Genomic DNA, 20,388 nt, shown 5'->3' on the forward strand with positions numbered 1-20,388 from the left:
CGGCCGCGTCCCGCACCAGCGCTAAGAACATATCCGAAGAAAAAGGAGGCACCTGTGAAGGTGCCTCCTTTCGTTACGAGGTCGGTTGGCGCTTTAGGTGCCCTTTATTTCTTGAACTTCCGGATCTCGCCCGATTTCAGGCGCTCGACATAGGAGGTCATCTCGTTCTTGACCACGCCCATCAGGAAGTAGAGGCCGATGATATTGACCACCGCCATGGCGAAGATCGCCGCGTCGGAGAAGTCGATCACCGGGCCGAGATTGGCAGCAGCCCCGATCACCACGAAGACGCAGAACAGGAGCTTGAAGACGAGTTCCGCTGTTTTCCCTTCGCCGAACAGGTAGGTCCAGCTCTTCAGTCCGTAATAGGACCAGGAGATCATGGTCGAGAACGCGAACAGGATGACCGCGATGGCCAGCACGTAAGGGAACCAGCTGACCGCCGAGCCGAAGGCAGCGGATGTCAGGGCAACGCCCGAGTTCCCGTCGATCGTCGCGATGTGCGAGCCGTCGAGCATGTAATTCCCCGTCGCCGGGTCCACGATCAGCTGTCCGGAGATCGTGATCACCAGGGCCGTCATCGTGCAGATGACAACTGTATCGATGAACGGCTCCAGCAGGGAAACGAAACCCTCCGTGATCGGCTCTTTCGTCCGCACCGCGGAGTGCGCGATGGCGGCCGAACCGACACCGGCCTCGTTCGAGAAAGCGGCCCGCTTGAAGCCCTGGATCAAGGCCCCGACGAAACCGCCGGCAATCCCGAGGCCGGTAAAGGCGCCTTCGAAAATCTGGCCGAATGCCCAGCCGATATTCTGGTAGTTCACGATCAGAATAATGATCGCCGCCGCGACGTAGAGAATGCCCATGAACGGCACGATCTTCTCGGTCACGCTGGCGATCGACTTCATGCCGCCGACGATGACGAGGAAGACAACAGCAGCGAAGACAAGACCGGTAATCCAGCCCGGGAAGTCGCCGACGATACCGGAGATCTGGGCATGCGCCTGGTTGGCCTGGAACATGTTCCCGCCGCCCAATGCACCAAGGATGCAGAAGATCGCGAACAGAACCGCCAGGATCTTGCCGCCGGGAAGCCCCTTTTCGGCAAACCCCTTGGAGATGTAATACATCGGGCCACCGGAGACGGTGCCGTCCGCATATTCGTTCCGGTATTTCACGCCGAGCGTACATTCGGTGAACTTGGATGCCATGCCCATCAGACCGGCAAGGATCATCCAGAAAGTCGCGCCCGGACCACCGATCCCGACGGCAACCGCCACACCGGCGATATTCCCGAGACCGACCGTGCCGGACAGTGCCGTGGCAAGGGCCTGGAAGTGGCTGACCTCACCGGCATCATTCGGATCGGAATAGTCGCCCTTCACAAGCTCGATGGAATGCTTGAAGAAGCGGAACTGAACGAAGCCGAAATACAGCGTGAAGATCGTCGCGGCGATAACCAGCCACATCACGATCCAGGGAAAGCTGGTTCCCGGGATCGGGGCGAAGATAAGACTGACGAACGGGCCGGTTACCGTTGCGAAGATCGCGTTGACCTTTGCGTCCAGGCTTTCAGCTTCCTGCGCCAGAGCCGGGGTGCTGACCACCCCGATGAGCAATGCGAACAATGCCCCCAGATTAAATCGTTTCATTACGAGCCCCCTCCCTTTAAGCAACGACCGTTACCGGTACGTCCGCATGCATGACCAGATTTGCCGTGACGCTGCCGAAAAGGCGGCTGGCAATGCCCCCTTCCGACGTCCGGCCCACAATGATCTGATCCGCTTTTTCGTCACTCGCGACAGCGTTCAATGTGTCCGCGACATTTCCATGCCGGACCATGCCACGCGCATTCACGCCCGCCTTTTTCAGTGTATCGACCGCAGGGGCGACAACCCGTTCCATCGCCAGGGCGATTTCTTCTTCACGCCGCTTATGACGCTGAGCGTTTTCTTCCGCTGTTTGAAAGGAGAAGGGTGACCATTCAATCACATAAACAACGAGGAGCTCACAGTCGGTCCCCGCCGATGCCAGATTTTGGCCGAACTGCAATGCGCGCTCGCCAGAACCGTGACCATCCAGTCCGATAATTAACTTCATTCTGATACCCCCTATTCATATCCGAAAGGATTATCCCCCATCGGTTGTTTATCCGTTCAGCTTAAGACAAGCTTTGAAAAGGGTCTATCGCCAATACGACATGTAATTTCAGTGCATTAAGGCGCGGAAGCGGGCCGATATTGACCCTCGGCCCGTCAAATGCCGCATTCCCGCAATCTTCATTTCCGCGTTTTAGGGTAGGCCGGGTGCCCTACTTTTTCCCGAACCGCCTACGCGCCCTCGGCCTGTTCGGCGAGAAGCAGGACGCGCGGCGCGGTTTTCGTCCCCGGCGATATCTTCAATTATTGGCGCGTCTGGCTTGTCGCGCGCAGCGCCCTGAAGAAGGACGCCGAAGCCCGTAAAAGCTGAACGCCGGAGGGAAACCCGCCGGCGTTCTATTGTTCGGAAACAATGCTGAGGATGTCCGGGCTTACTTCCCGACCATGTTCTCCGGCCGCACCCATTCGTCATACTGCTCGGCCGTCAGATGTCCGAGAGCGGTCGTCGCCTCTTTGAGGCTGGTGCCGTCATTGAAGGCCTTCTTCGCGATCTGGGCTGCCTTGTCGTAGCCGATATGCGGATTAAGCGCGGTCACCAGCATCAGGGACTGCTGCATCAGCTGCTGAATACGCTCTTCATTGGCCTCGATCCCGGCCACGCAGTTGGTGGAGAAGCTGCGCGTCCCGTCGGCCAACAACCTGATTGACTGCAACAGATTGAAAATCATCACCGGCTTGAAGACATTCAGCTCGAAATGCCCCGTGGCACCGGCGACGGTGATCGTGGTGTGATTGCCCATGATCTGGGCACAAACCTGCGTCAGGGATTCGGACTGGGTCGGGTTGACCTTGCCCGGCATGATCGACGAGCCGGGTTCGTTCGCCGGCAATTGCAGCTCCCCAAGCCCGCTGCGGGGACCGCTGCCAAGCATCCGGACATCGTTCGCGATCTTCATGCAACTCGCGGCCAGAACATTGAGAACACCCGACATCTCGACAATTGCGTCATGCGCCGCCAGCGCCTCGAACTTGTTCACCGCGCTGGTGAAGGGCAAACCGGTCAGCTCCCGGACCTTCTCCACGAAATTCTCGGCAAAACCCGGAGCCGCATTCAACCCCGTGCCGACAGCGGTGCCGCCCTGGGCCAGCTCCATCAATCTCGGCAACGCCCCGCGCACACGCTCGATGCCGAGCTCGATCTGCCGGGCATAACCGGAAAACTCCTGCCCCAGCGTCACCGGCGTCGCGTCCTGCAGATGGGTCCGGCCGATCTTGACGATGCCGGAGAATTCCTCTGCTTTCACCAGCAGAGCCGCATGAAACTCCTGCAACGCGGGCAACAACGCCCTGTCGATCTCGAGCACACCGGCAATCGACATGGCGGTCGGGAAACTGTCGTTCGAGCTTTGCCCCATATTGACGTGATCGTTCGGATGCACCGGCTGCTTGCTGCCGATCTCGCCGCCCATCAGCTCGATGGCCCGGTTCGAGATCACTTCATTGAGGTTCATGTTCGTCTGGGTGCCGGAGCCTGTCTGCCAGACCACCAGCGGGAAATGATCGTCGAGCGTGCCCGCGATCACCTCGTCGGCAGCCGCCACCATGGCCTTGCCAAGCTCCGCGTCCAGTTTGCCAAGATCCATGTTGGCCAGCGCCGCGGCCTTCTTCTGGATCGCGAAGGCGCGGATCAGCGCGACGGGCATCCGCTCCCCGCCAATCTTGAAATTCTGCAGGGATCTCTGGGTCTGGGCGCCCCAGTATCTGTCCGCCGGAACGGACATCTCGCCCATCGTGTCGGTTTCAATGCGTGTGTCGGTCATGATCGGTCCTCCGATAGCTCCATATGGGCCCGGTTATGGTTCAGACCAGCATCGCTCCGAGGATTGTGGCGGCGGAAGGCCGTCAGTGCCCGCCTTTAACGGCGGGTCGTATTGCGGGTTTTCAATGCCTCGATTTGACCCGCCATTCAAGTCCTGATGGGAGCAATCAGGGCGCATAAAGCTGCGCGAAGGCGCTCCGGACATTAATCGTGATGGCTTCCAGGCGGCGCTCGATATGCCTGCGCATTTCAAGCTGCGCGGCATCCGGGTCCTTGCGCTTCACCGCGTCCAGGATGCGCTTATGCGGCTCCGTGGTGATGACGTCCGGGCCGTCGCGTTCGGAGAGTGTTTTCAGGTCGATCAGGCGGACATAATGGATCCGGCCGTTCATGTTCTCCAGCATGCGGACCATCTCGGCATTGCCGGAAAGCCCCGTCAGACGCAGATGAAAATCCTCGTCCAGCTTGACCAGAGCCACCGGCGACGTGCCGGGCTGGTATTCCGCGGCATGGGACTGCTCAAGCAGACGCTCGAGCTCAAGCACATCCGCCGGGTTCGCCCGCATCGCGGCCAGCTTCACCGCCTCGCATTCAATCGCGGCGCGCGCCTCGTACAGATTCATGATCTCGGTAGGGTTAAGCGAACGGCAGAAGAATCCCTGACCGCTCCGGGAGGTCAGAAAGCCTTCGGCCACCAGCCTGTTCAGCGCCTCGCGCAGCGGCGTCCGGCTGGTTTCCAGCTTCTTCGACAACTCGCTCTCGTTCAGACGGGAATCCGGCTTGAATGCGTAGTTGGCAGCCATTTCCTTGAGCTGACAATAGGTCCGTTCGACCGTGCCCTGGGGTCTTGTCATTCTTACTCGAAGTCCGATTTCACTGACTGGCTCTCCGTCACTGTAAAGTATGTTCGAGAGAAAACAATTGATTCGTATTTAGTGCTGTGTATCACTCTGTATACAGAACTGCATTCCTCTTTTTAGCCTAACTAGGGAGACTCTCCGGTGGGAAGTACCATGAACGGCGCACAGGCCATCCTGAAGATGCTGGAGCTCCATGGCGTGGCGCATGTCTTCGGACTGCCCGGCGAGACGACGATCGGCTGGTACAAGGAGTGGCGGCAACATTCGAAGATCGAGTACGTCCTGACGCGGGATGAGCGTACCGCATCCTTTGCCGCCGAAGCCTATGCCAAGATCACGGGCCGCCCCTGCGTGCTGGAAGCTCCCAGCCCCGGCGTGACCCATTGCACGCCCGGCATCACGGAAGCCTATCTGAGCTCCGTTCCGGTGATCTATTTCAGCTCCGATATCCCGGTGAACCAGGACAAGAAGCACGGGCTGACAGGCGTTGACCAGACGGCGCTCTATGCCAGCATCTGCAAGGAATCCTTCCACCTGACCAACGTGAAGGAAATCCCGTTCATGCTGCGCCGCGCCTTCCGCGTGGCCACCTCCGGCCGGCCGGCACCGGTGCATATCCGGGTGCCGATCAACGTCTTCCACGAGACGGCCGAGATTGACGATCTCTATGCCGAGCCCGAATACCAGCACTATCCGGCACACCGTCCGGTGGCCGACCATGCGAAGGTCCGGGAGGCCGTCGCGGCTCTGCTCGCCGCAAGGAAGCCGGTCATCGTCTGCGGCCAGGGAGGACTGATTTCCCGCGCGTCGGAAGTTCTCGTCGAACTCGCCGAGCTGCTGCAGATCCCCGTCGCGACGACCACGCCGGGCAAGGGAACCATCGCCGAAACGCACCCGCTCTCACTCCGTGTCATCGGCGCGCGCGGCGGCATGGAATATTCGAATGCCTATCTAAAAGACGCGGATACGGTGTTCTTTATCGGCACCAACACGGATTCGAGCTCGACGGATCACTGGCAGCTCTATGGCGACCCGAAGAGCAAGACCTTCCTGCATCTGGATATCGCCGAAGCCCATGTCGGCAACAATTTTCCGCTGAAGGTCGGCCTCGTCGGCGATGCCCGCGCCACGCTCGAATACATGGTCGAGCTGATCAAGGACGGGCACCCGGACCTGAAGCGCGAGACACTCGACCTTACCGAGATCAAGCGCACCGCGCTCGACAACGTCTTCAACTCCAATATCCCAATGCCGGAAGGCACCATCTCGCCGGTCAAGCTGACCCAGGCGCTGGATGCCATTCTGCCGGCCAACGCCATTGTCACGGCGGAACCGGGTGTCAGCGCGATCTATCCCTCCGCCCTGCTCTCGCTGAAACAGGCGGGCCGGGGCTATATCACCAACTACTCGATGGGCGCGCTCGGCTATTCGGTTCCGGCCGGAATCGGGGCTTCCTACGCGAATGACGGACCTGTGATATCCTTCACCGGCGACGGCTCACTTGCCTTCGTCCTTGGAGATTTCGAAACCATCAAACGCAGCGGGAAAAACATCACCGTCATCCTGACCCGGAACGACAATTACGGCTGGATTCGCGGCGAAGCGATCCTGCTGGACGATGTCGACGAGCCGTGGTCGACTGATTTCGGTGCCGTGGACTATATCAAGGTGGCCGAAGGCTTCGGCTTCAAGACCGCCCGGATCACCTCCGAGAGCGAGATAGAGTCGACACTGCGCGCCGCGATCGAACATCCAGGCGCCAGCTTCATCGAGATCATGGTTCCGTCGCAGGACAAGATCATTCCCTTCGTGCCCTCCTGGGTGCGTGCCGCGAAGAAAAAGAATCTTCCCTACTTCACCTGACAATTACGAAGGCGCGGGCAACGCGCCACATCTCACCCACAACCCTGACAGAGAGGACGATTATGAAACTCTTCGGAAAACTGACAAAGACGCTGCTAGTGGCGACCACGCTGGCACTGCCGTTCACCGGCACCGCCACTTCCACCGCCACTGCGGCCGACTATCCGAGCAAGGATATCATGCACATCATGCCGTGGAGCGCCGGTGGCGGCACGGACACCGTGATGCGCACCTTCATGAACTTCGCCGAGAAGCAGCTTGGCGTGGGCATCAACACCCAGAATGTGACCGGAGCGCAGAGCGGCGTCGGCACCCTGCGTCTGATGAAGTCCCGTCCCGATGGCTACACCATCGGCTCCCTGACCTGGGACAGCGTCATCACCGTTCCGTATTACAAGCTGGTTCCGGGTTACGACACCGAGCAGCTCGCCTATCTCGGTTCCGTGACCGTGCACCCGACCGCCCTCATCGTGAAGGCGGACGCTCCGTGGAAAAATCTTGAGGAATTCGTCGCCGCCGCCAAGGCTGCACCGGGTACGCTGAAGATCGCCAATGTCGGCACCGGCGGCGTCTGGCATCTTCCGGCCATCGATTTCGAACAGCAGGCCGGCATCACGGTACAGCACGTGCCCTATCCGAAAGGCTCCGGCCCGCAGCGTGAAGCACTGCTCTCCGGCGAAGCCGACGCGGCATCCACCAGCCTTTCTGCTGCTTTCGCCGCCGTTCAGTCCGGCCAGGCACGGGTTCTCGGCGTGATGTCCGACAAGCGTTCGGATCTGTTCCCGGATGTCCCGACCTTCAAGGAACAGGGCTTCGACGTTGTCTGGGGCAGCTTCCGTCTGATCGCCACCCAGGCCGACGTCGACCCGGCACAGCGCAAGGTGCTGGAAAATGCCTTCGCCAAGGTGTTCGACATGCCTGAATTCCAGAAGACCTCCGCGGAAACCGGCATGGGCGCCGTCTGGATGAACGCGGAAGAAACGACCGCTTACGTCAAGGCTTCCCAGACAAAAGCGTTCAAGCTGATCGACGACCTCGTCAAAGCGGGCCTGCTCAGCAAATAAATGTGATACTGCCGGGTCCGGACATCAGTTCGGACCCGGTGCATCCCCCGTTTCAATCCCGGAGAATGCCCGGAGTCTTTCCGGCCGACACCGCCCCGATATACAGGGAAGAGACTTCGAAATGACAAGGATACTGAACGGTCAGGTCATATTCGCCCTCGCGCTCACCGCGCTGAATACCGTTTATGCGAGCCAGGTGCTGCAAATGGACCTGCCCTTCGCCTCTGGCGAGCCGGGCCCGGCGTTCCTGCCCTCGATGCTCTGCATTTTCATCTATCTGGCGGTCGCACGTATCCTCTTCACCGAGATCCGCGCCCAGGCACCTGCCGCAACCGACGCCATCCAGTCAGAGCACGTGCCCCACATCCGGCTCGTCGGGCCTCTGATCGCCGTCGGGCTGACAGTCCTGTTCATCATCGGTTTCTTCTATCTCGGCTATCTGGTCTCGGCTTTCCTCTACACGTTCATGATTGCCTTCTTCTTCGATTTCGAGCGGCGCGGCGTCTGGCTGCCGTCCGCCCTCCTCGCCGCTGCGATCGCTTTTGGCGTCACGCTTTTCGGCTGGCTTTTCTTTGTGCAGGTATTCGAGCTTTATCTGCCGGTTTGGGAGTTCTGAGATGATTGCCCAGATAGCTGACGGCTTCCTCGCACTCGCCAATCCCTTCACCTTCCTGCATCTGATCGGCGGCTTCCTGCTCGGTCTGGTGTTCGGCGCCATTCCCGGCCTGACCGCGACCCTGGCCATTGCCCTGCTGCTGCCCTTCACCTTCGGGATGAACGTCTCCGATGCGCTGGTGATGGTCGCCGGGATCTATATGGCCGGGATCTATTCCGGCTCGATCACCGGCATCACGCTGAACATTCCGGGCGCGCCGTCAGGCGCGATCACGACGATTGACGGCCATGCCCTGATGAAACGCGGGGAAGGCCCGCAGGCTCTCGGCGTCAGTGCGCTCTCCTCCGCCATCGGCGGGCTGATCGGTGCCGTGGTGCTGATCGCCCTGGCCCAGCCGGTCAGCTCCCTCGCCCTGCTGTTCCAGACCCCGGACAAGTTCTCTCTGGTCCTGCTGGCCATCGTGACGGTCACCATCGTCGCCTCGGGATCGCTGATGAAGGCCATGACCGCCATGGCGATCGGCCTGATGATTTCCACCGTCGGCATCGACCCGATGGTCCCGGTCGGACGTTTCGATTTCGGCAGCTATCACCTGATCGAGGGCATCGGCCTGCTGCCGGCTGTGATCGGTCTCTTCGCCGTGTGCGAATTGATCGCCCAGGCAGCCCTGCCGGCCGCCGCCGGTATGGCCCGGACAGTCGCCAAGGCCGACCGTCCCAGACGCAGGGATTTTCTGCCGAGCCGGGAGAAGCTGAAGGAAGTCGGCGTCGTCACCTACCTGAAAAGCTCCGTCATCGGAGTCTTGATCGGCATGCTGCCCGGCGGCGGGGCCTCGATGGCATCCTTCATCGCCTATGCCGAAGCCAAACGCGGTGCCAAACATCCGGAGAAATTCGGTAACGGCTCCTATGAAGGACTGGCCGCCTCCGAGTCCGCGAACAATGCCATGTGCGGCGGTGCCGTGATTCCGCTGCTGACCATGGGCATCCCCGGCGACGCGGTCACCGCGATCATCTTCGGCGTGCTGCTGATCCATGGTCTGGTTCCGGGGCCGGCACTGCTCGGCAGCAATTTTGGCGTGATCGCGCCGATGTTCGCCGCCCTCTTCGTCTCCTCGATCCTCGTCTTCGTCTCGGTTCTGGCTTTCGGGCCGATCTATCTGCGGCTTTCGCAGATCAACCGGGGCCTGCTCTATGCCTTCATCGCGATGATCTCGATGGTCGGCGTCTACGCCTCCTCCTTCTCGATCTTCCAGATGTGGATGGCACTGGCGATCGGCGTGCTTGCCTTCCTGCTGCGCGCCTTCGGCTATCCGGTGGTGCCTGCGCTCATGGGCGTGATCCTCGGTCCCTATTTCGAGGAATTCCTGCGCCGATCCCTGATCGTTTCCGATGGCGATCCGACGATCTTCCTGCGCAGTCCCGCAAGCGTCATTCTGCTCGTGCTGACCGGATTGTTCGTCTGGCTTCTGCGGATCCGTCCGGCGCGGCGCGCCCGCCGGGATGCTGCGGGGCAGGCCTGACCCTCACTTCCTGAGACCTCTCAGGCTTCCAGCTCTCAGGCGGCCCCGGCGACCCGCGCCGGGCGCCGTCCATCGAGCTGGTACCAGAGGAACAGGGCAATGCCGAGATTGAGCAGGTTCCAGGCCACGCCGTTCAGGAAGGCCGCGTCATAGGACAGGGTCATGTCGTAGATCTTGCCCGACATCCAGCCGCCAAGCGCCATGCCAAGCAGCGTCGCCGACAGGACGAGCCCCACCCGGGTGCCCGCTTCCGCCGCCGGGAAGACCCGCCGCACGATCAGCGCATAGGTTGGCACAATGCCGCCCTGGGCCAGGCCGAACAGGGCCGAGACGGCATAGAGGGAAAACAGCCCGGTAAAGGGCAGGAACAACAACAACGACAGCCCCTGCATGACCGACGACAGAAGCAGCGTCGGCAAGGCGCCTATCCTGTCCGCAATCCAGCCGAACAGAAGCCGGCTGACAATGCCGGTGGCCAGCATCAGGGACAGCATCTCCGCCCCCCGTGCCGTGCCGTAACCGAGATCTCCGCAATAGGCGACGATATGAACCTGCGGCATTGCCATGGCGACACAGCAGCTGATACCGGCGACAAGGAGTAACCCCTGCACGGCGGGGCGCGGCAAGGCGCCTTCATAGCTCTCCTGTACACCGCCGGCCGCCGTGCCTGACAATGTGCCCGGCGCCGGCACGGGGGCGGTTGGCGTGCGTGCCCGCAGCGCCGCCGAGAGCGGCAGAAGGGTACAGAGGCAGATGCCCGCGATGATCATGTGCGTGTCGCGCCAGCCATACGCATCGACAAAATACTGCACCATGGGCGGCCATATCGTGCCCGCGAGATAGCTTCCGCTGGCACCGATGGCGACGGCAATCCCGCGCCTGCGCTGAAACCAGTGCGTGACGTCGGAAATCACCGGCCCGAAGCTGGCGGAACTGCCGAGCATGCCGACCAGCAGCCCCTGAAGCAGCGCGAACTGCCAGAGCGTTTCCGCCTGCGAGGACAGGCCGTAGCCGAGCGCAAGGGCGACCGCGCCGAAACGCAGCGGCACCACGATGCCATACCGGTCAGCCAGCTTTCCCATCAGGATACCGCCGACGGCAAAGCCGATCATGGTCACCGTATAGGGCAGCGAGGCATCGGCCCGGGCCAGATTAAAGTCCGCCTCCACCGCCGGCAGAATGACCACGACGGACCACAGGCCGACACCGCCGATCATGCTGATCAGCAACGACATGGAGAGCCGAAACCAGGCGTAGGGGCTGTCGACTTCCCGCACCGCAAGTATGGACGCGATACTCATTTAATGACCTGCCTGGCTGAATGATTCAGGAGCCGTCCGTATTGGTGCGGCGGGAGGAATCTAGCCGAGGCACCGGGTGGCGGAAAGGAAAGATAGGATACCTGCCCCCGCCTGTGAGTGTGCGGTCCCTGCGTTAGGCTGCATCGGGATAGGCGGCGGACTCATAATTCTTCGTGCGCTCGAGCGCGTCCAGCCAATAGCCGGAGCTGATGACCTCCAGTTTTACCGTGTCTTCGCCCGCAGGCTCCGCGCGCACGGTCCAGACAATCTCGGCGGCATTTGGGAACGATTTTCCGGACAATTGATCGCCGTACAACCGGTGCAGGATGGCATGATCATCCATGCCATCCGCCAGCAGCCGGACCAGAAACGACTCGTTATCGACGTTCTTCAGCAGCTGCTTCGCGCCCGCCCCGGCCGCCGTGATCTGAAGCTCCAGACGGACCGCATCGGGCTTCGGGAAAGATTTGGGAAAAGCCGCATAGAGCAGGCTCCCGGCATTGAAGAACCGTTCGTGCAGGGTGGAATTCGAATATTCCTCCCAGAGCTTCTCGTCCTGCATCTCACCGGCGGCGTTGCGCATCTGCCCGTCGCGAAGGACGTCTGCCATATCGTGCTTCAGCACCAGATACGCCGCCTCCTCGGGCTCCCGGTCCTGCAGCGACAGGATGCACATCTCCCGCTTCTCCGCGTCGCTCAGCCCGGACAGGTCACCGTATTCCATGGCATCGAGCAGCGCCTCGAAATCGCGTGTCGTCCGCGCGCCCTCTATTTCCAGGATATTGGAGAAATGAAGCACCTGAACCTTGTATGTATTGCCCATTCGAGATCAGCTTTCTTTCGCGCAGCAGAGCCTGGCGCGTAACGATTCCGCCCCGGTCGGCGGCATCGCACTGGAAATTTCCGGATACGGTATTTCGAGAGTAATTATTCAGGGGAAGATGGGTTTTGGCGACTAAAATCCGATGATGAATTTACCTGCTCCAAGCCCCGAAAACCCGGCCACGAGCAATCCATAAGGCAATGACCGGCCGCAAATTCAAGCCCGCAGAAAACCGCATAAAAATCGGGACTACTCACCCCGGTCCATTCATTATCAAGCAAACAAAAGGCCGGTTCGAGAGACCGGTCGAACAATTGCGAAATGCAAGGATTTCAGGGAGCAAGCGCATGAAAGCCTTCAAGGGCATAAGGGTCATCGATTTCAGCCGCGTGCTGTCCGGGCCGGTGGCAACGCAGATGCTGGGCCTGCTCGATGCCGACGTGATCAAGATCGAACCGCCGGGCGACGGCGATCAGTTGCGCGGCGTTCTGACGGATCCGGAAATGGCGGCAAAGCGGATGTCCCCCGCGTTCCTCACCGTCAATCTCAACAAGCGCAGCATCGCGCTCGACCTCAAGTCGGACGCCGGCCGGGCGGCCGCGCTCAAACTGGTCGAGAACGCGGATGTGGTGGTGGAGAATTTCGTTCCGGGTGTCGCGGCCAAGCTCGGTATCGATTACGAGAGCGTGCGCGCGGCCAACCCGAACGTGGTCTATTGCTCGATCAGCGGCTACGGCCAGACCGGCCCGAAAAGCACCGAACGGGCATATGATGTCGCCGTGCAGGCCGATTCCGGCATGATGACCCTGACCGGCCACAAGGAAGTTGGCCCGACCCGCGTCGGCTTCATGCTGATCGATATGACCACCGGCATCTCGGCGGCCTACGCGATTGCCTCCGCGCTGTACCGGCGCGCGGTCACCGGCCAGGGCCAGTATCTCGACGTCGCGATGTACGACACCGCCCTTCAGATGATGTCCTGCCAGGCGGCGGACTACATGATGCGCGGCAATCTCCCAGGCCTGCTCGGCAATGGCTCGCCGATGGCGCAGCCCACTGCAGGCGCCTTCGAGACACGCGACGGCCTCCTGCTGCTGGCGACCCTGACACCGGCGCAGCAGGAGGCCTGTTTCCGTGCCCTCGGGCTTGAGAAAAGCCTGCAGGACCCGCGCTACGCAACGGAGACCGCACGTCAGGAAAATTTCGGGACAGGCCGGGAACTGGTGCAGGCCGCCATGAGAACCCGGACCGCGGAGGAATGGCTCCCGGTCCTGAAACAGCATGGCGTCGCGGTGCAGCAAGTACGCGGCCTGGAAGCAGCGCTTTCGGACCCGCAACTCGCGCACCGGGGCATTCTGGTCACGGCATCCGGTGACGGTCTTGACGGGAAACCAGAGCTGGTCGGTGCGCCCTTCCTGGCCAACGAGGACGGCCCGATGACCCAGGCCAGCGCGCCGGTCAGGGTCGGCCAGGACAGCCGCGCGATCCTGGAAGAGCTGAACTGCACACCGGAGGAAATCGACGCCATCCTCGCCGGGGTGGAGTGAGCGGCTCACCGCCCTCTCCACCCTTTATCCGGTCTTGGCGAGCGTTCAGATCTCGACGACAACCTTGCCAATGGCCTGCCCGCTGGTCAGCCGGTCATAGGCCTGCCCGACATCGGCAAGCCCGAACGTCTTTTCATCCAGCAGGGGCGTCAGCTTGCCGGAATCCACGATTCCGGCAAGTTCCGTCAGGATCGCTCCGTGCTCTTCCCGTTTATAATCGTGGATCATCGGGATCAGCATGAAGACGACATGCAGGGACAGCCCCTTGAAGTGCGCTGCTGTCAGATCCAGCTCAACCATGGACACCGTTGTGGCGACGTGACCGTTCAAGGCAGCCGCTTCGAAGGAGTTCGTCAGATTGGCGCCACCGACCGAGTCATAGACAATATCGAACCCGGCACCGCCCGTATGCTTGTTCACATAGTCCGAAACGGTCTCGGTTTTATAATTGATGACGATGGCGCCATATCCTTCGACGATCCCAGCCTGCTCCCCGCCGGAAACCGTTGCATAGACCTCGGCCCCGGAATGCTTGGCGAGCTGGACAGCAACATGTCCAACACCGCCTGCGCCACCATGAACCAGAACCTTCTGGCCGGCGTGAATATTGGCGCGCTGCAGGCCTTCAAAGGCAGTGATGGCAACGAGAGGCAGCGCCGCCGCCTCGCGCATCGAAAGGGATTTCGGCTTGTGCGCGATCAGCTTGCTATCTGCCAGAATGTATTCCCCGAGCGCTCCCTGCAAATCCATGAGCCCTCCGGCGCAGCCATAGATCTCGTCGCCCGGCGCGAAACCGGTGACACCTTCGCCAACCGCTTCAACGATACCGGCGAAATCCATACCGAGCACTGCCGGCAGATCGGGTGATATAGGCAGATTTTCCTGCCCCATTTGACGGATCATCGTATCGACCGTGTTCACGCTTGTCGCAGCGACACGGACCAGCACATGTCCGGCCTTTACGGAAGGTTGGGGGAGTTCAGTCTCTGTGAATGTAGCGTTTTCGCCATATTCGTTGAGGATCATTGCTTTCATCGGACATCTCCAGCGGGATAACTGTTCAGTCCGGTAGATATAAATTTTATATTACATATATAAACGAGCATTAATCAGAATTAGTTTTCGGATTTTCAATATAATATATCCAAATGCCCCTCATCTTCCCCAGATCGGAGGATCGCCAATCTTCTCCAACAGAAAATCTATGAACACCCGGACCTTCGCCGTCAGGACATTTGACTTTGGATAGACCAGCCAGATCGCTGATTTATCCTCGATCTCGTAATCGGGCAAAACCCGCACGAGGGAACCTTCCCGGATTTCCCTGTGAACACTCCAAATCGAATTTACCGAAATACCGACACCCGCCGTGGTCGCAATGCGCATGCTCGCGCCGTCATCACACTCCACGCGCTTTCTGGCTCCGGGCGGAGGAAACATGCCAGCCGGCTTACCGTCACCAGCCAGCAGATTGCGCGCAGAACCTTTCATGAAGATCAGCATCTGATGCTGCTCCAGATCCTCGGGTAGATGGGGTGTTCCATGCCGGGCCAGATAATCCGGAGACGCACAGAGAATACGCGTGTCATCAGCCAGCTTTCGTGCCCGGAGACTACTGTCCTCAATGGCATAGTTGCGCAAGGCGAGATCAAAACCGCCTTCGATAAGGTTCGTCTGCATATCGGAGAAATTGAGCTCGAGATTCACGCCAGGATAACGATCGAGGAATTCCGGCAGGATCGGGGCAATGAAAAGTTGGGCAAAGGAACTGGACGCGGCAAAGCGCAAGGTTCCCCTGACTTCGAGACTGCCGTGGCCCAGGGCGGCAAGTGCGGCATCTTCCTGCGCGAGGATCTCTCTGGCAAAGGGTAAAAACTCGGCACCTTCCAGCGACAGGGAAACCTTCCTGGTGGAGCGGTGCAACAAATCCGCTCCAACCTGATTTTCCAGCTTGGCAAGCCGCGCGCTCGCAACGGCTGGCGCCAGTCCGAGCTGGCGTCCGGCAGCACTGATATTGAGCATGTCCGCCGCCTTCACAAAGAGGCGAATGCCTTCGGTGTCCATCGTGATTATACCCAAAACACGAAAACTGATGGGAACACACCAGCCTTCAGCGGATCAAACAAGTGAAATCAGGGCAAGATCAGCGACACATCAAGCCTGTAGCTCCACTGGTAATTCGAATTATAGCCGTTTGGGATCATCCAGGGCTCTGACGACACGGCGGATGATCTTGCGCCGTGACCGATCATCGGCGGCAGCTTCCATCTTTTCCCTGAGGCGAAGCGTGAATTCCGCCAGATCGTTATGCCAATCCGGCCCCCTAACCGCTTCCGGCGTGAGCCGCCGGGCTTTTTTCTTGAATTTGATCGCAGCATGGCCGGCCGACAAATCGACGGCATCGTCCAGTTGCGGGATGACGATCCGTTCCGGCTCGACGCCCTTGGCTTCGAGACCGGCACGCATGGCCGAAAGAGCTTCCTCCTCACCATGTGTGAGGAAGATCCCCGACTTCACGGGCATCCGGTCCATCAACCAGTTGATTAACTCGTCTCCGTCAGCATGCCCGGAATACACATCGATCTGCCGGATCGCCGCTTTTACCCGGAGATCCTCACCAAAAATCGTGACGGCACCGGCTCCAGCCGCGAGAAGCGACCCCAGGGAGCCGGGAGCCTGATAGCCGACCAGCAAGACCGTCGCACTGGAGCGCCACAGATTCTGCTTCAGATGGTGCCGGATGCGACCTGCATCGCACATGCCGCTGCCGGCGATGATAATCGCCCCACCCTTCACACGGGCGATCAACTTGCTTTCATCGACGGACTCGGTGAAGCGGACATTCTCGCGCCGGAAGCTGGCTCCAACGACTGGAATATCCTCAAGAACGGAGGCGTTCTTCTCGAAGACCTCGGTCGCTCTGATCGCAAGCGGCGAGTCGAGGAACACCGGCACCTGAGGGATACGATTCTGGTCGAACAGCGCCCCCAGATCGAGCAAAAGCTCCTGCGTTCGTTCGACCGCGAACGCGGGGATCAACAGGTTACCTCCCCGCGACAGTGCCTTGTTCACTTCCTCCGCCAGTACAGTTCGCCGGTGTTCGGGAGTCACATCGACACGTGGCCGCCCGCCATAGGTTGCCTCGCAGCAGACCCAGTCCCAGTTTCCCGGGGCGTCCGGGTCCGGGTGCAACAGCTTGTGGTCGGGTCCGATATCGCCTGAAAACAGCAGCCGGGAAAGGCGGGCACCCCGGGCGCCGGACGACACTTCCACCTCGACAGACGCCGAGCCGAGGATGTGCCCGGCATTCCAGAAGCGGGCACGCACGCCATTGCCAACATCACGCCACGTCTCGTACTCGACGGAGGAAAAAGAGCCGAGCGCAGCCTGCGCATCTTCCCTGCCATAGATCGGGGTAACCTCCGGACGCCCCCGCCGGGCGTTCCGCCTGTTCAGCCTCTCGACCTCCATTTCCTGTATCCCGCCACTGTCCGGCAACATATAGGTCAAGAGATCGACCGTCCCTCTCGTGGCAAAGATCTGCCCCGTGAAGCCCTGCTTGACCAGCTTGGGAATGAGGCCCGAGTGGTCGATATGGGCATGGGTCAGCAGCACGAACGAGATCTCCTTCGGATCGAAAGGAAAAGGGCCGTAGTTGAGCTCCTTCAGGGTCTTCGATCCCTGAAACATTCCGCAATCGACCAGGAACTGGCACCGGTCCGTTTGCAACCAATAGCACGAGCCGGTAACGGTCCCGGCCGCGCCGCAGAATGTCAGGATCATTCGATAAAACTCCGTTGATCGCGCTCAATCCAAGAATGTTACCAGACGCCGCCAGCAAGCACCGACAGATTAAGCCCGGCAGCCCGCATGCCCCGGTTAAAGATCGGCGCAACGTCGAAACGCTCCGGAACCCCGCGAAACTCGATGCGGCTTGACGGCGGAACGGATGACCTGCCTTGAACTGAGCACCCGGTAGCGCACCAGCGGTCTCCAATCCTCGTTGGCAGGGTGGTTGAGCTGGTCTATGGATTGGGGACGGGCGTCCCCTATAACCAATGTTCCCGTTAGGACATGTCCATGAAGTTCCGCTTTCCCGTCGTCATCATCGATGAAGATTTTCGCTCCGAAAATTCTTCAGGCCTCGGCATTCGCGCCATTGCGCAAGCCATCGAAGCCGAAGGCTTCGAAGTGCTCGGGGCGACCACCTATGGCGACCTGTCGCAATTCGCCCAGCAGCAGTCCCGGGCCAGCGCCTTCGTCCTGTCCATCGATGACGAGGAATTCACCCCCGGTCCCGATCTCGATCCCGCGGTTCTGAATCTGCGGACCTTCATCGAGGAAGTGCGCTGGAAGAATTCCGAGGTGCCGATCTATATCTACGGCGAGACCAAGACCAGCCGGCACATCCCTAACGATATCCTGCGCGAGCTGCACGGCTTCATCCACATGTTCGAGGACACGCCGGAATTCGTCGCCCGCCACATCATCCGCGAGGCCAAGAGCTATCTCGAGAGCATTCAGCCGCCCTTTTTCAAGGCGCTGCTCGATTATGCCGAGGACGGTTCCTATTCGTGGCACTGCCCCGGCCACTCGGGCGGCGTCGCCTTCCTGAAAAGCCCGATCGGCCAGATGTATCACCAGTTCTACGGCGAAAACATGCTGCGCGCCGACGTCTGCAATGCCGTGGAGGAGCTGGGCCAGCTGCTGGACCATAACGGCGCGATCGGCGCGTCGGAGCGCAATGCCGCACGCATTTTCAACGCCGACCATTGCTTCTTCGTGACCAACGGCACCTCGACCTCGAACAAGATGGTCTGGCACCACACCGTGGCGCCGGGTGACGTAGTCGTGGTGGACCGCAACTGCCACAAGTCGATCCTGCACTCGATTATCATGACGGGTGCCATCCCGGTCTTCCTGAAGCCGACGCGCAATCATTTCGGCATCATCGGCCCGATCCCGCAGGCCGAGTTCGAAATCGAGTCGATCAAGGCAAAGATCCGCGCCAATCCGCTGCTTCAGGATGTCGATGCCGATAGCGTCAAGCCCCGGATCATGACCCTGACCCAGTCCACATATGACGGTGTGCTCTACAACACCGAAACCATCAAGGGCATGCTCGACGGCTATGTCGAGAACCTGCATTTCGACGAAGCCTGGTTGCCGCATGCCTCCTTCCACCCGTTCTACGGCACCTATCACTCGATGGGCCGCAAGCGGGAACGGACGAAGCACTCGGTGACTTATGCCACGCAATCCATTCACAAGCTGCTGGCCGGGATCAGTCAGGCGAGCCATGTGCTGGTACAGGACTCGCAGGAAGCCAAGCTGGACCGGCACCTCTTCAACGAAGCCTACCTGATGCACACCAGCACCAGCCCGCAATACAGCATCATCGCCAGCTGCGACGTCGCGGCCGCCATGATGGAGCCGCCGGCGGGCACCGCGCTGGTGGAGGAAAGCATCGCCGAGGCGCTCGATTTCCGCCGCGCGATGCGCAAGGTCGACGAGGAATTCGGCGAGGACGACTGGTGGTTCCAGGTCTGGGGACCGGATGCGCTGGCCGAGGAAGGCGTGGGCAGCACCAAGGACTGGGTGCTGAAGAAAACCGATGCAGATGGCGTTCAGGCGTCAGACGGCGAGGATTCCTGGCACGGCTTCGGCGACATGGCGCCGGGCTTCAATATGCTGGACCCGATCAAGGCCACGATCGTCACCCCCGGCCTCAATCTCGACGGCCGCTTCGACGACTGGGGCATACCCGCTTCCATCGTGACCAAATATCTGGCCGAGCACGGCGTGGTGGTGGAGAAAACCGGCCTCTACAGCTTCTTCATCATGTTCACCATCGGCATCACCAAGGGCCGCTGGAACACGCTGCTGACCGCGTTGCAGCAGTTCAAGGACGATTACGCCAAGAACCAGCCGATGTGGCGCACCATGCCGGAATTCTGCGCCACCCAGAAACGCTACGAGGGCATGGGTCTGCGCGATCTCTGCCAGCATGTGCATGCGCTCTACGCCAAATACGGCGTGGCGATCCTCTCCACCGACATGTATCTGAGCGACCTGACACCGGCCATGATCCCCAGCGAGGCCTTCTCCCACATCGCCCGCCGCACCACGCAGCGCGTGCCGATCGACGAGCTTGAGGGACGCATCACCACCAGCCTCGTCACCCCCTACCCGCCGGGCATCCCGCTGCTGATTCCGGGTGAGGTCTTCAACGGCAAGATCGTCGAATATCTGAAATTCAATCGCGAATTCGCCCGCGAATGCCCCGGCTTCGAAACCGATATTCACGGCCTCGTGCAGGAAGTCGGCGAAGACGGGCAGATGCACTATTTCGCGGATTGTGTGGCTGAGTGAGTTGAGCGGTTATATCTGTAAAAGCCAAAAGGCGCGGCCTTCGCAGGCCGCGCCTTTTCTGTAACTAGATCCCCAGCTTGTCCCGGAGCGCGTACCACCATGATCCGGCCGCCGAATAGGGCACCCGGAACATCCGGCCGCCCGGGAACGGGTACCACGGCACCTTCTCGAACACGTCGAACCTGGTCCTGTCGCCATTGATGGCTTCCGACAGAATACGGCCGAAGGTGTGGGAGCCGGTAACGCCGTGTCCGCTATAGCCGTGGGCGAAATAGGTGTTGTTGCCAATCCGGCCCATCTGCGGCACGCGGCTGAACGAGAGGGCGAAATTCCCGCTCCAGGCGAAGTCGATCTTCACGCCTTTCAGCTGCGGGAAAACCTTGTTCATGTTCGGTAGCAGCTTGGCTCTGATATCGTGCGGGTCCGTGCCGCCATAGACCGTACCGCCGCCGAACAGCATGCGCTTGTCGGCCGACAGGCGGTAATAATCGAGAATATAGCG

General features: G+C 60.5%; 16 protein-coding genes. 6 read left to right on the forward strand and 10 right to left on the reverse strand.

Going from position 1 to position 20,388, the window contains the following annotated elements:
• Positions 1–104: 104 nt before the first annotated feature.
• From AAC126_RS06240 to AAC126_RS06255, 4 genes are all read right to left on the reverse strand, one after another.
• Positions 105–1,652 (reverse strand): alanine/glycine:cation symporter family protein, encoded by a 1,548-nt coding sequence (locus tag AAC126_RS06240; protein WP_339851155.1) that lies wholly within the window; start codon positions 1,650–1,652, stop codon positions 105–107.
• Between the two features lie 16 nt (positions 1,653–1,668).
• The gene (locus AAC126_RS06245) at positions 1,669–2,100 is read right to left on the reverse strand and encodes a universal stress protein (protein ID WP_339851158.1); all 432 of its coding nucleotides are present in this window, start codon (positions 2,098–2,100) and stop codon (positions 1,669–1,671) included.
• A 430-nt stretch (positions 2,101–2,530) separates the two neighbouring features.
• Positions 2,531–3,919, reverse strand: a complete 1,389-nt coding sequence (gene fumC, locus AAC126_RS06250) for a class II fumarate hydratase (protein ID WP_339851161.1) — start codon at positions 3,917–3,919, stop codon at positions 2,531–2,533.
• Positions 3,920–4,085: 166 nt separating this feature from the next.
• Positions 4,086–4,772, reverse strand: a complete 687-nt coding sequence (locus AAC126_RS06255) for a GntR family transcriptional regulator (protein ID WP_339851164.1) — start codon at positions 4,770–4,772, stop codon at positions 4,086–4,088.
• 159 nt (positions 4,773–4,931) lie between these two features.
• Here AAC126_RS06255 and AAC126_RS06260 point away from each other — a divergent pair, with 159 nt between their 5' ends.
• The 4 genes from AAC126_RS06260 (at position 4,932) to AAC126_RS06275 (ending at position 9,843) form a co-directional block, all read left to right on the forward strand.
• Positions 4,932–6,641: a thiamine pyrophosphate-binding protein gene (locus tag AAC126_RS06260; protein WP_339851167.1), complete on the forward strand. Its 1,710-nt coding sequence runs from the start codon at positions 4,932–4,934 to the stop codon at positions 6,639–6,641.
• A gap of 62 nt (positions 6,642–6,703) precedes the next feature.
• Entirely contained in the window at positions 6,704–7,705 is a 1,002-nt protein-coding gene (locus AAC126_RS06265) for a tripartite tricarboxylate transporter substrate binding protein (protein WP_339851169.1), read from the forward strand.
• A gap of 121 nt (positions 7,706–7,826) precedes the next feature.
• Positions 7,827–8,321, forward strand: a complete 495-nt coding sequence (locus tag AAC126_RS06270) for a tripartite tricarboxylate transporter TctB family protein (protein ID WP_339851172.1) — start codon at positions 7,827–7,829, stop codon at positions 8,319–8,321.
• A 1-nt stretch (position 8,322) separates the two neighbouring features.
• A complete protein-coding gene (locus AAC126_RS06275; protein WP_339851174.1) occupies positions 8,323–9,843 on the forward strand; it encodes a tripartite tricarboxylate transporter permease in 1,521 nt (506 codons plus the stop codon).
• A gap of 35 nt (positions 9,844–9,878) precedes the next feature.
• On the opposite strand, the gene AAC126_RS06280 is transcribed toward AAC126_RS06275, so the two are convergent.
• Together AAC126_RS06280 and AAC126_RS06285 are read right to left on the reverse strand one after the other, a co-directional pair.
• On the reverse strand, positions 9,879–11,144 hold the full coding sequence (locus AAC126_RS06280) for an MFS transporter (RefSeq protein WP_339851176.1): 1,266 nt from the start codon (positions 11,142–11,144) through the stop codon (positions 9,879–9,881).
• Positions 11,145–11,277: 133 nt separating this feature from the next.
• The gene (locus AAC126_RS06285) at positions 11,278–11,967 is read right to left on the reverse strand and encodes a hypothetical protein (protein ID WP_339851179.1); all 690 of its coding nucleotides are present in this window, start codon (positions 11,965–11,967) and stop codon (positions 11,278–11,280) included.
• Between the two features lie 347 nt (positions 11,968–12,314).
• Between AAC126_RS06285 and AAC126_RS06290 the strand changes: the two genes are divergently transcribed.
• Positions 12,315–13,514 (forward strand): CoA transferase, encoded by a 1,200-nt coding sequence (locus AAC126_RS06290; protein WP_339851181.1) that lies wholly within the window; start codon positions 12,315–12,317, stop codon positions 13,512–13,514.
• A 45-nt stretch (positions 13,515–13,559) separates the two neighbouring features.
• Here the strand turns inward: AAC126_RS06290 and AAC126_RS06295 are convergent, their stop codons facing one another.
• From AAC126_RS06295 to AAC126_RS06305, 3 genes are all read right to left on the reverse strand, one after another.
• Positions 13,560–14,549 (reverse strand): zinc-dependent alcohol dehydrogenase family protein, encoded by a 990-nt coding sequence (locus AAC126_RS06295; protein ID WP_339851183.1) that lies wholly within the window; start codon positions 14,547–14,549, stop codon positions 13,560–13,562.
• 120 nt (positions 14,550–14,669) lie between these two features.
• A complete protein-coding gene (locus AAC126_RS06300; RefSeq protein ID WP_339851186.1) occupies positions 14,670–15,578 on the reverse strand; it encodes a LysR family transcriptional regulator in 909 nt (302 codons plus the stop codon).
• 120 nt (positions 15,579–15,698) lie between these two features.
• Entirely contained in the window at positions 15,699–17,297 is a 1,599-nt protein-coding gene (locus AAC126_RS06305; RefSeq protein ID WP_339851189.1) for an MBL fold metallo-hydrolase, read from the reverse strand.
• A gap of 297 nt (positions 17,298–17,594) precedes the next feature.
• Between AAC126_RS06305 and AAC126_RS06310 the strand changes: the two genes are divergently transcribed.
• Complete coding sequence (locus AAC126_RS06310) at positions 17,595–19,886, forward strand: arginine/lysine/ornithine decarboxylase (RefSeq protein ID WP_339851192.1); 2,292 nt, start codon at positions 17,595–17,597, stop codon at positions 19,884–19,886.
• Positions 19,887–19,950: 64 nt separating this feature from the next.
• Here AAC126_RS06310 and AAC126_RS06315 read toward each other — a convergent pair.
• A partial coding sequence (locus AAC126_RS06315) for an FAD-binding oxidoreductase (RefSeq protein WP_339851195.1) occupies positions 19,951–20,388 on the reverse strand: 438 nt, incomplete at its 5' end.

Origin of the sequence: uncultured Nisaea sp., from assembly GCF_963974195.1 — a bacterium.
Taxonomy (GTDB): domain Bacteria; phylum Pseudomonadota; class Alphaproteobacteria; order Thalassobaculales; family Thalassobaculaceae; genus Nisaea.

Excerpts from the sequence above, each read along its gene's own strand:
- AAC126_RS06240 (WP_339851155.1), bottom strand. The coding sequence starts at position 1,652 with ATGAAACGATTTAATCTGGGGGCATTGTTCGCATTGCTCATCGGGGTG.
- AAC126_RS06245 (WP_339851158.1), bottom strand. The coding sequence starts at position 2,100 with ATGAAGTTAATTATCGGACTGGATGGTCACGGTTCTGGCGAGCGCGCA.
- fumC (WP_339851161.1), bottom strand. The coding sequence starts at position 3,919 with ATGACCGACACACGCATTGAAACCGACACGATGGGCGAGATGTCCGTT.
- AAC126_RS06255 (WP_339851164.1), bottom strand. The coding sequence starts at position 4,772 with ATGACAAGACCCCAGGGCACGGTCGAACGGACCTATTGTCAGCTCAAG.
- AAC126_RS06260 (WP_339851167.1), top strand. The coding sequence starts at position 4,932 with ATGAACGGCGCACAGGCCATCCTGAAGATGCTGGAGCTCCATGGCGTG.
- AAC126_RS06265 (WP_339851169.1), top strand. The coding sequence starts at position 6,704 with ATGAAACTCTTCGGAAAACTGACAAAGACGCTGCTAGTGGCGACCACG.
- AAC126_RS06270 (WP_339851172.1), top strand. The coding sequence starts at position 7,827 with ATGACAAGGATACTGAACGGTCAGGTCATATTCGCCCTCGCGCTCACC.
- AAC126_RS06275 (WP_339851174.1), top strand. The coding sequence starts at position 8,323 with ATGATTGCCCAGATAGCTGACGGCTTCCTCGCACTCGCCAATCCCTTC.
- AAC126_RS06280 (WP_339851176.1), bottom strand. The coding sequence starts at position 11,144 with ATGAGTATCGCGTCCATACTTGCGGTGCGGGAAGTCGACAGCCCCTAC.
- AAC126_RS06285 (WP_339851179.1), bottom strand. The coding sequence starts at position 11,967 with ATGGGCAATACATACAAGGTTCAGGTGCTTCATTTCTCCAATATCCTG.
- AAC126_RS06290 (WP_339851181.1), top strand. The coding sequence starts at position 12,315 with ATGAAAGCCTTCAAGGGCATAAGGGTCATCGATTTCAGCCGCGTGCTG.
- AAC126_RS06295 (WP_339851183.1), bottom strand. The coding sequence starts at position 14,549 with ATGAAAGCAATGATCCTCAACGAATATGGCGAAAACGCTACATTCACA.
- AAC126_RS06300 (WP_339851186.1), bottom strand. The coding sequence starts at position 15,578 with ATGGACACCGAAGGCATTCGCCTCTTTGTGAAGGCGGCGGACATGCTC.
- AAC126_RS06305 (WP_339851189.1), bottom strand. The coding sequence starts at position 17,297 with ATGATCCTGACATTCTGCGGCGCGGCCGGGACCGTTACCGGCTCGTGC.
- AAC126_RS06310 (WP_339851192.1), top strand. The coding sequence starts at position 17,595 with ATGAAGTTCCGCTTTCCCGTCGTCATCATCGATGAAGATTTTCGCTCC.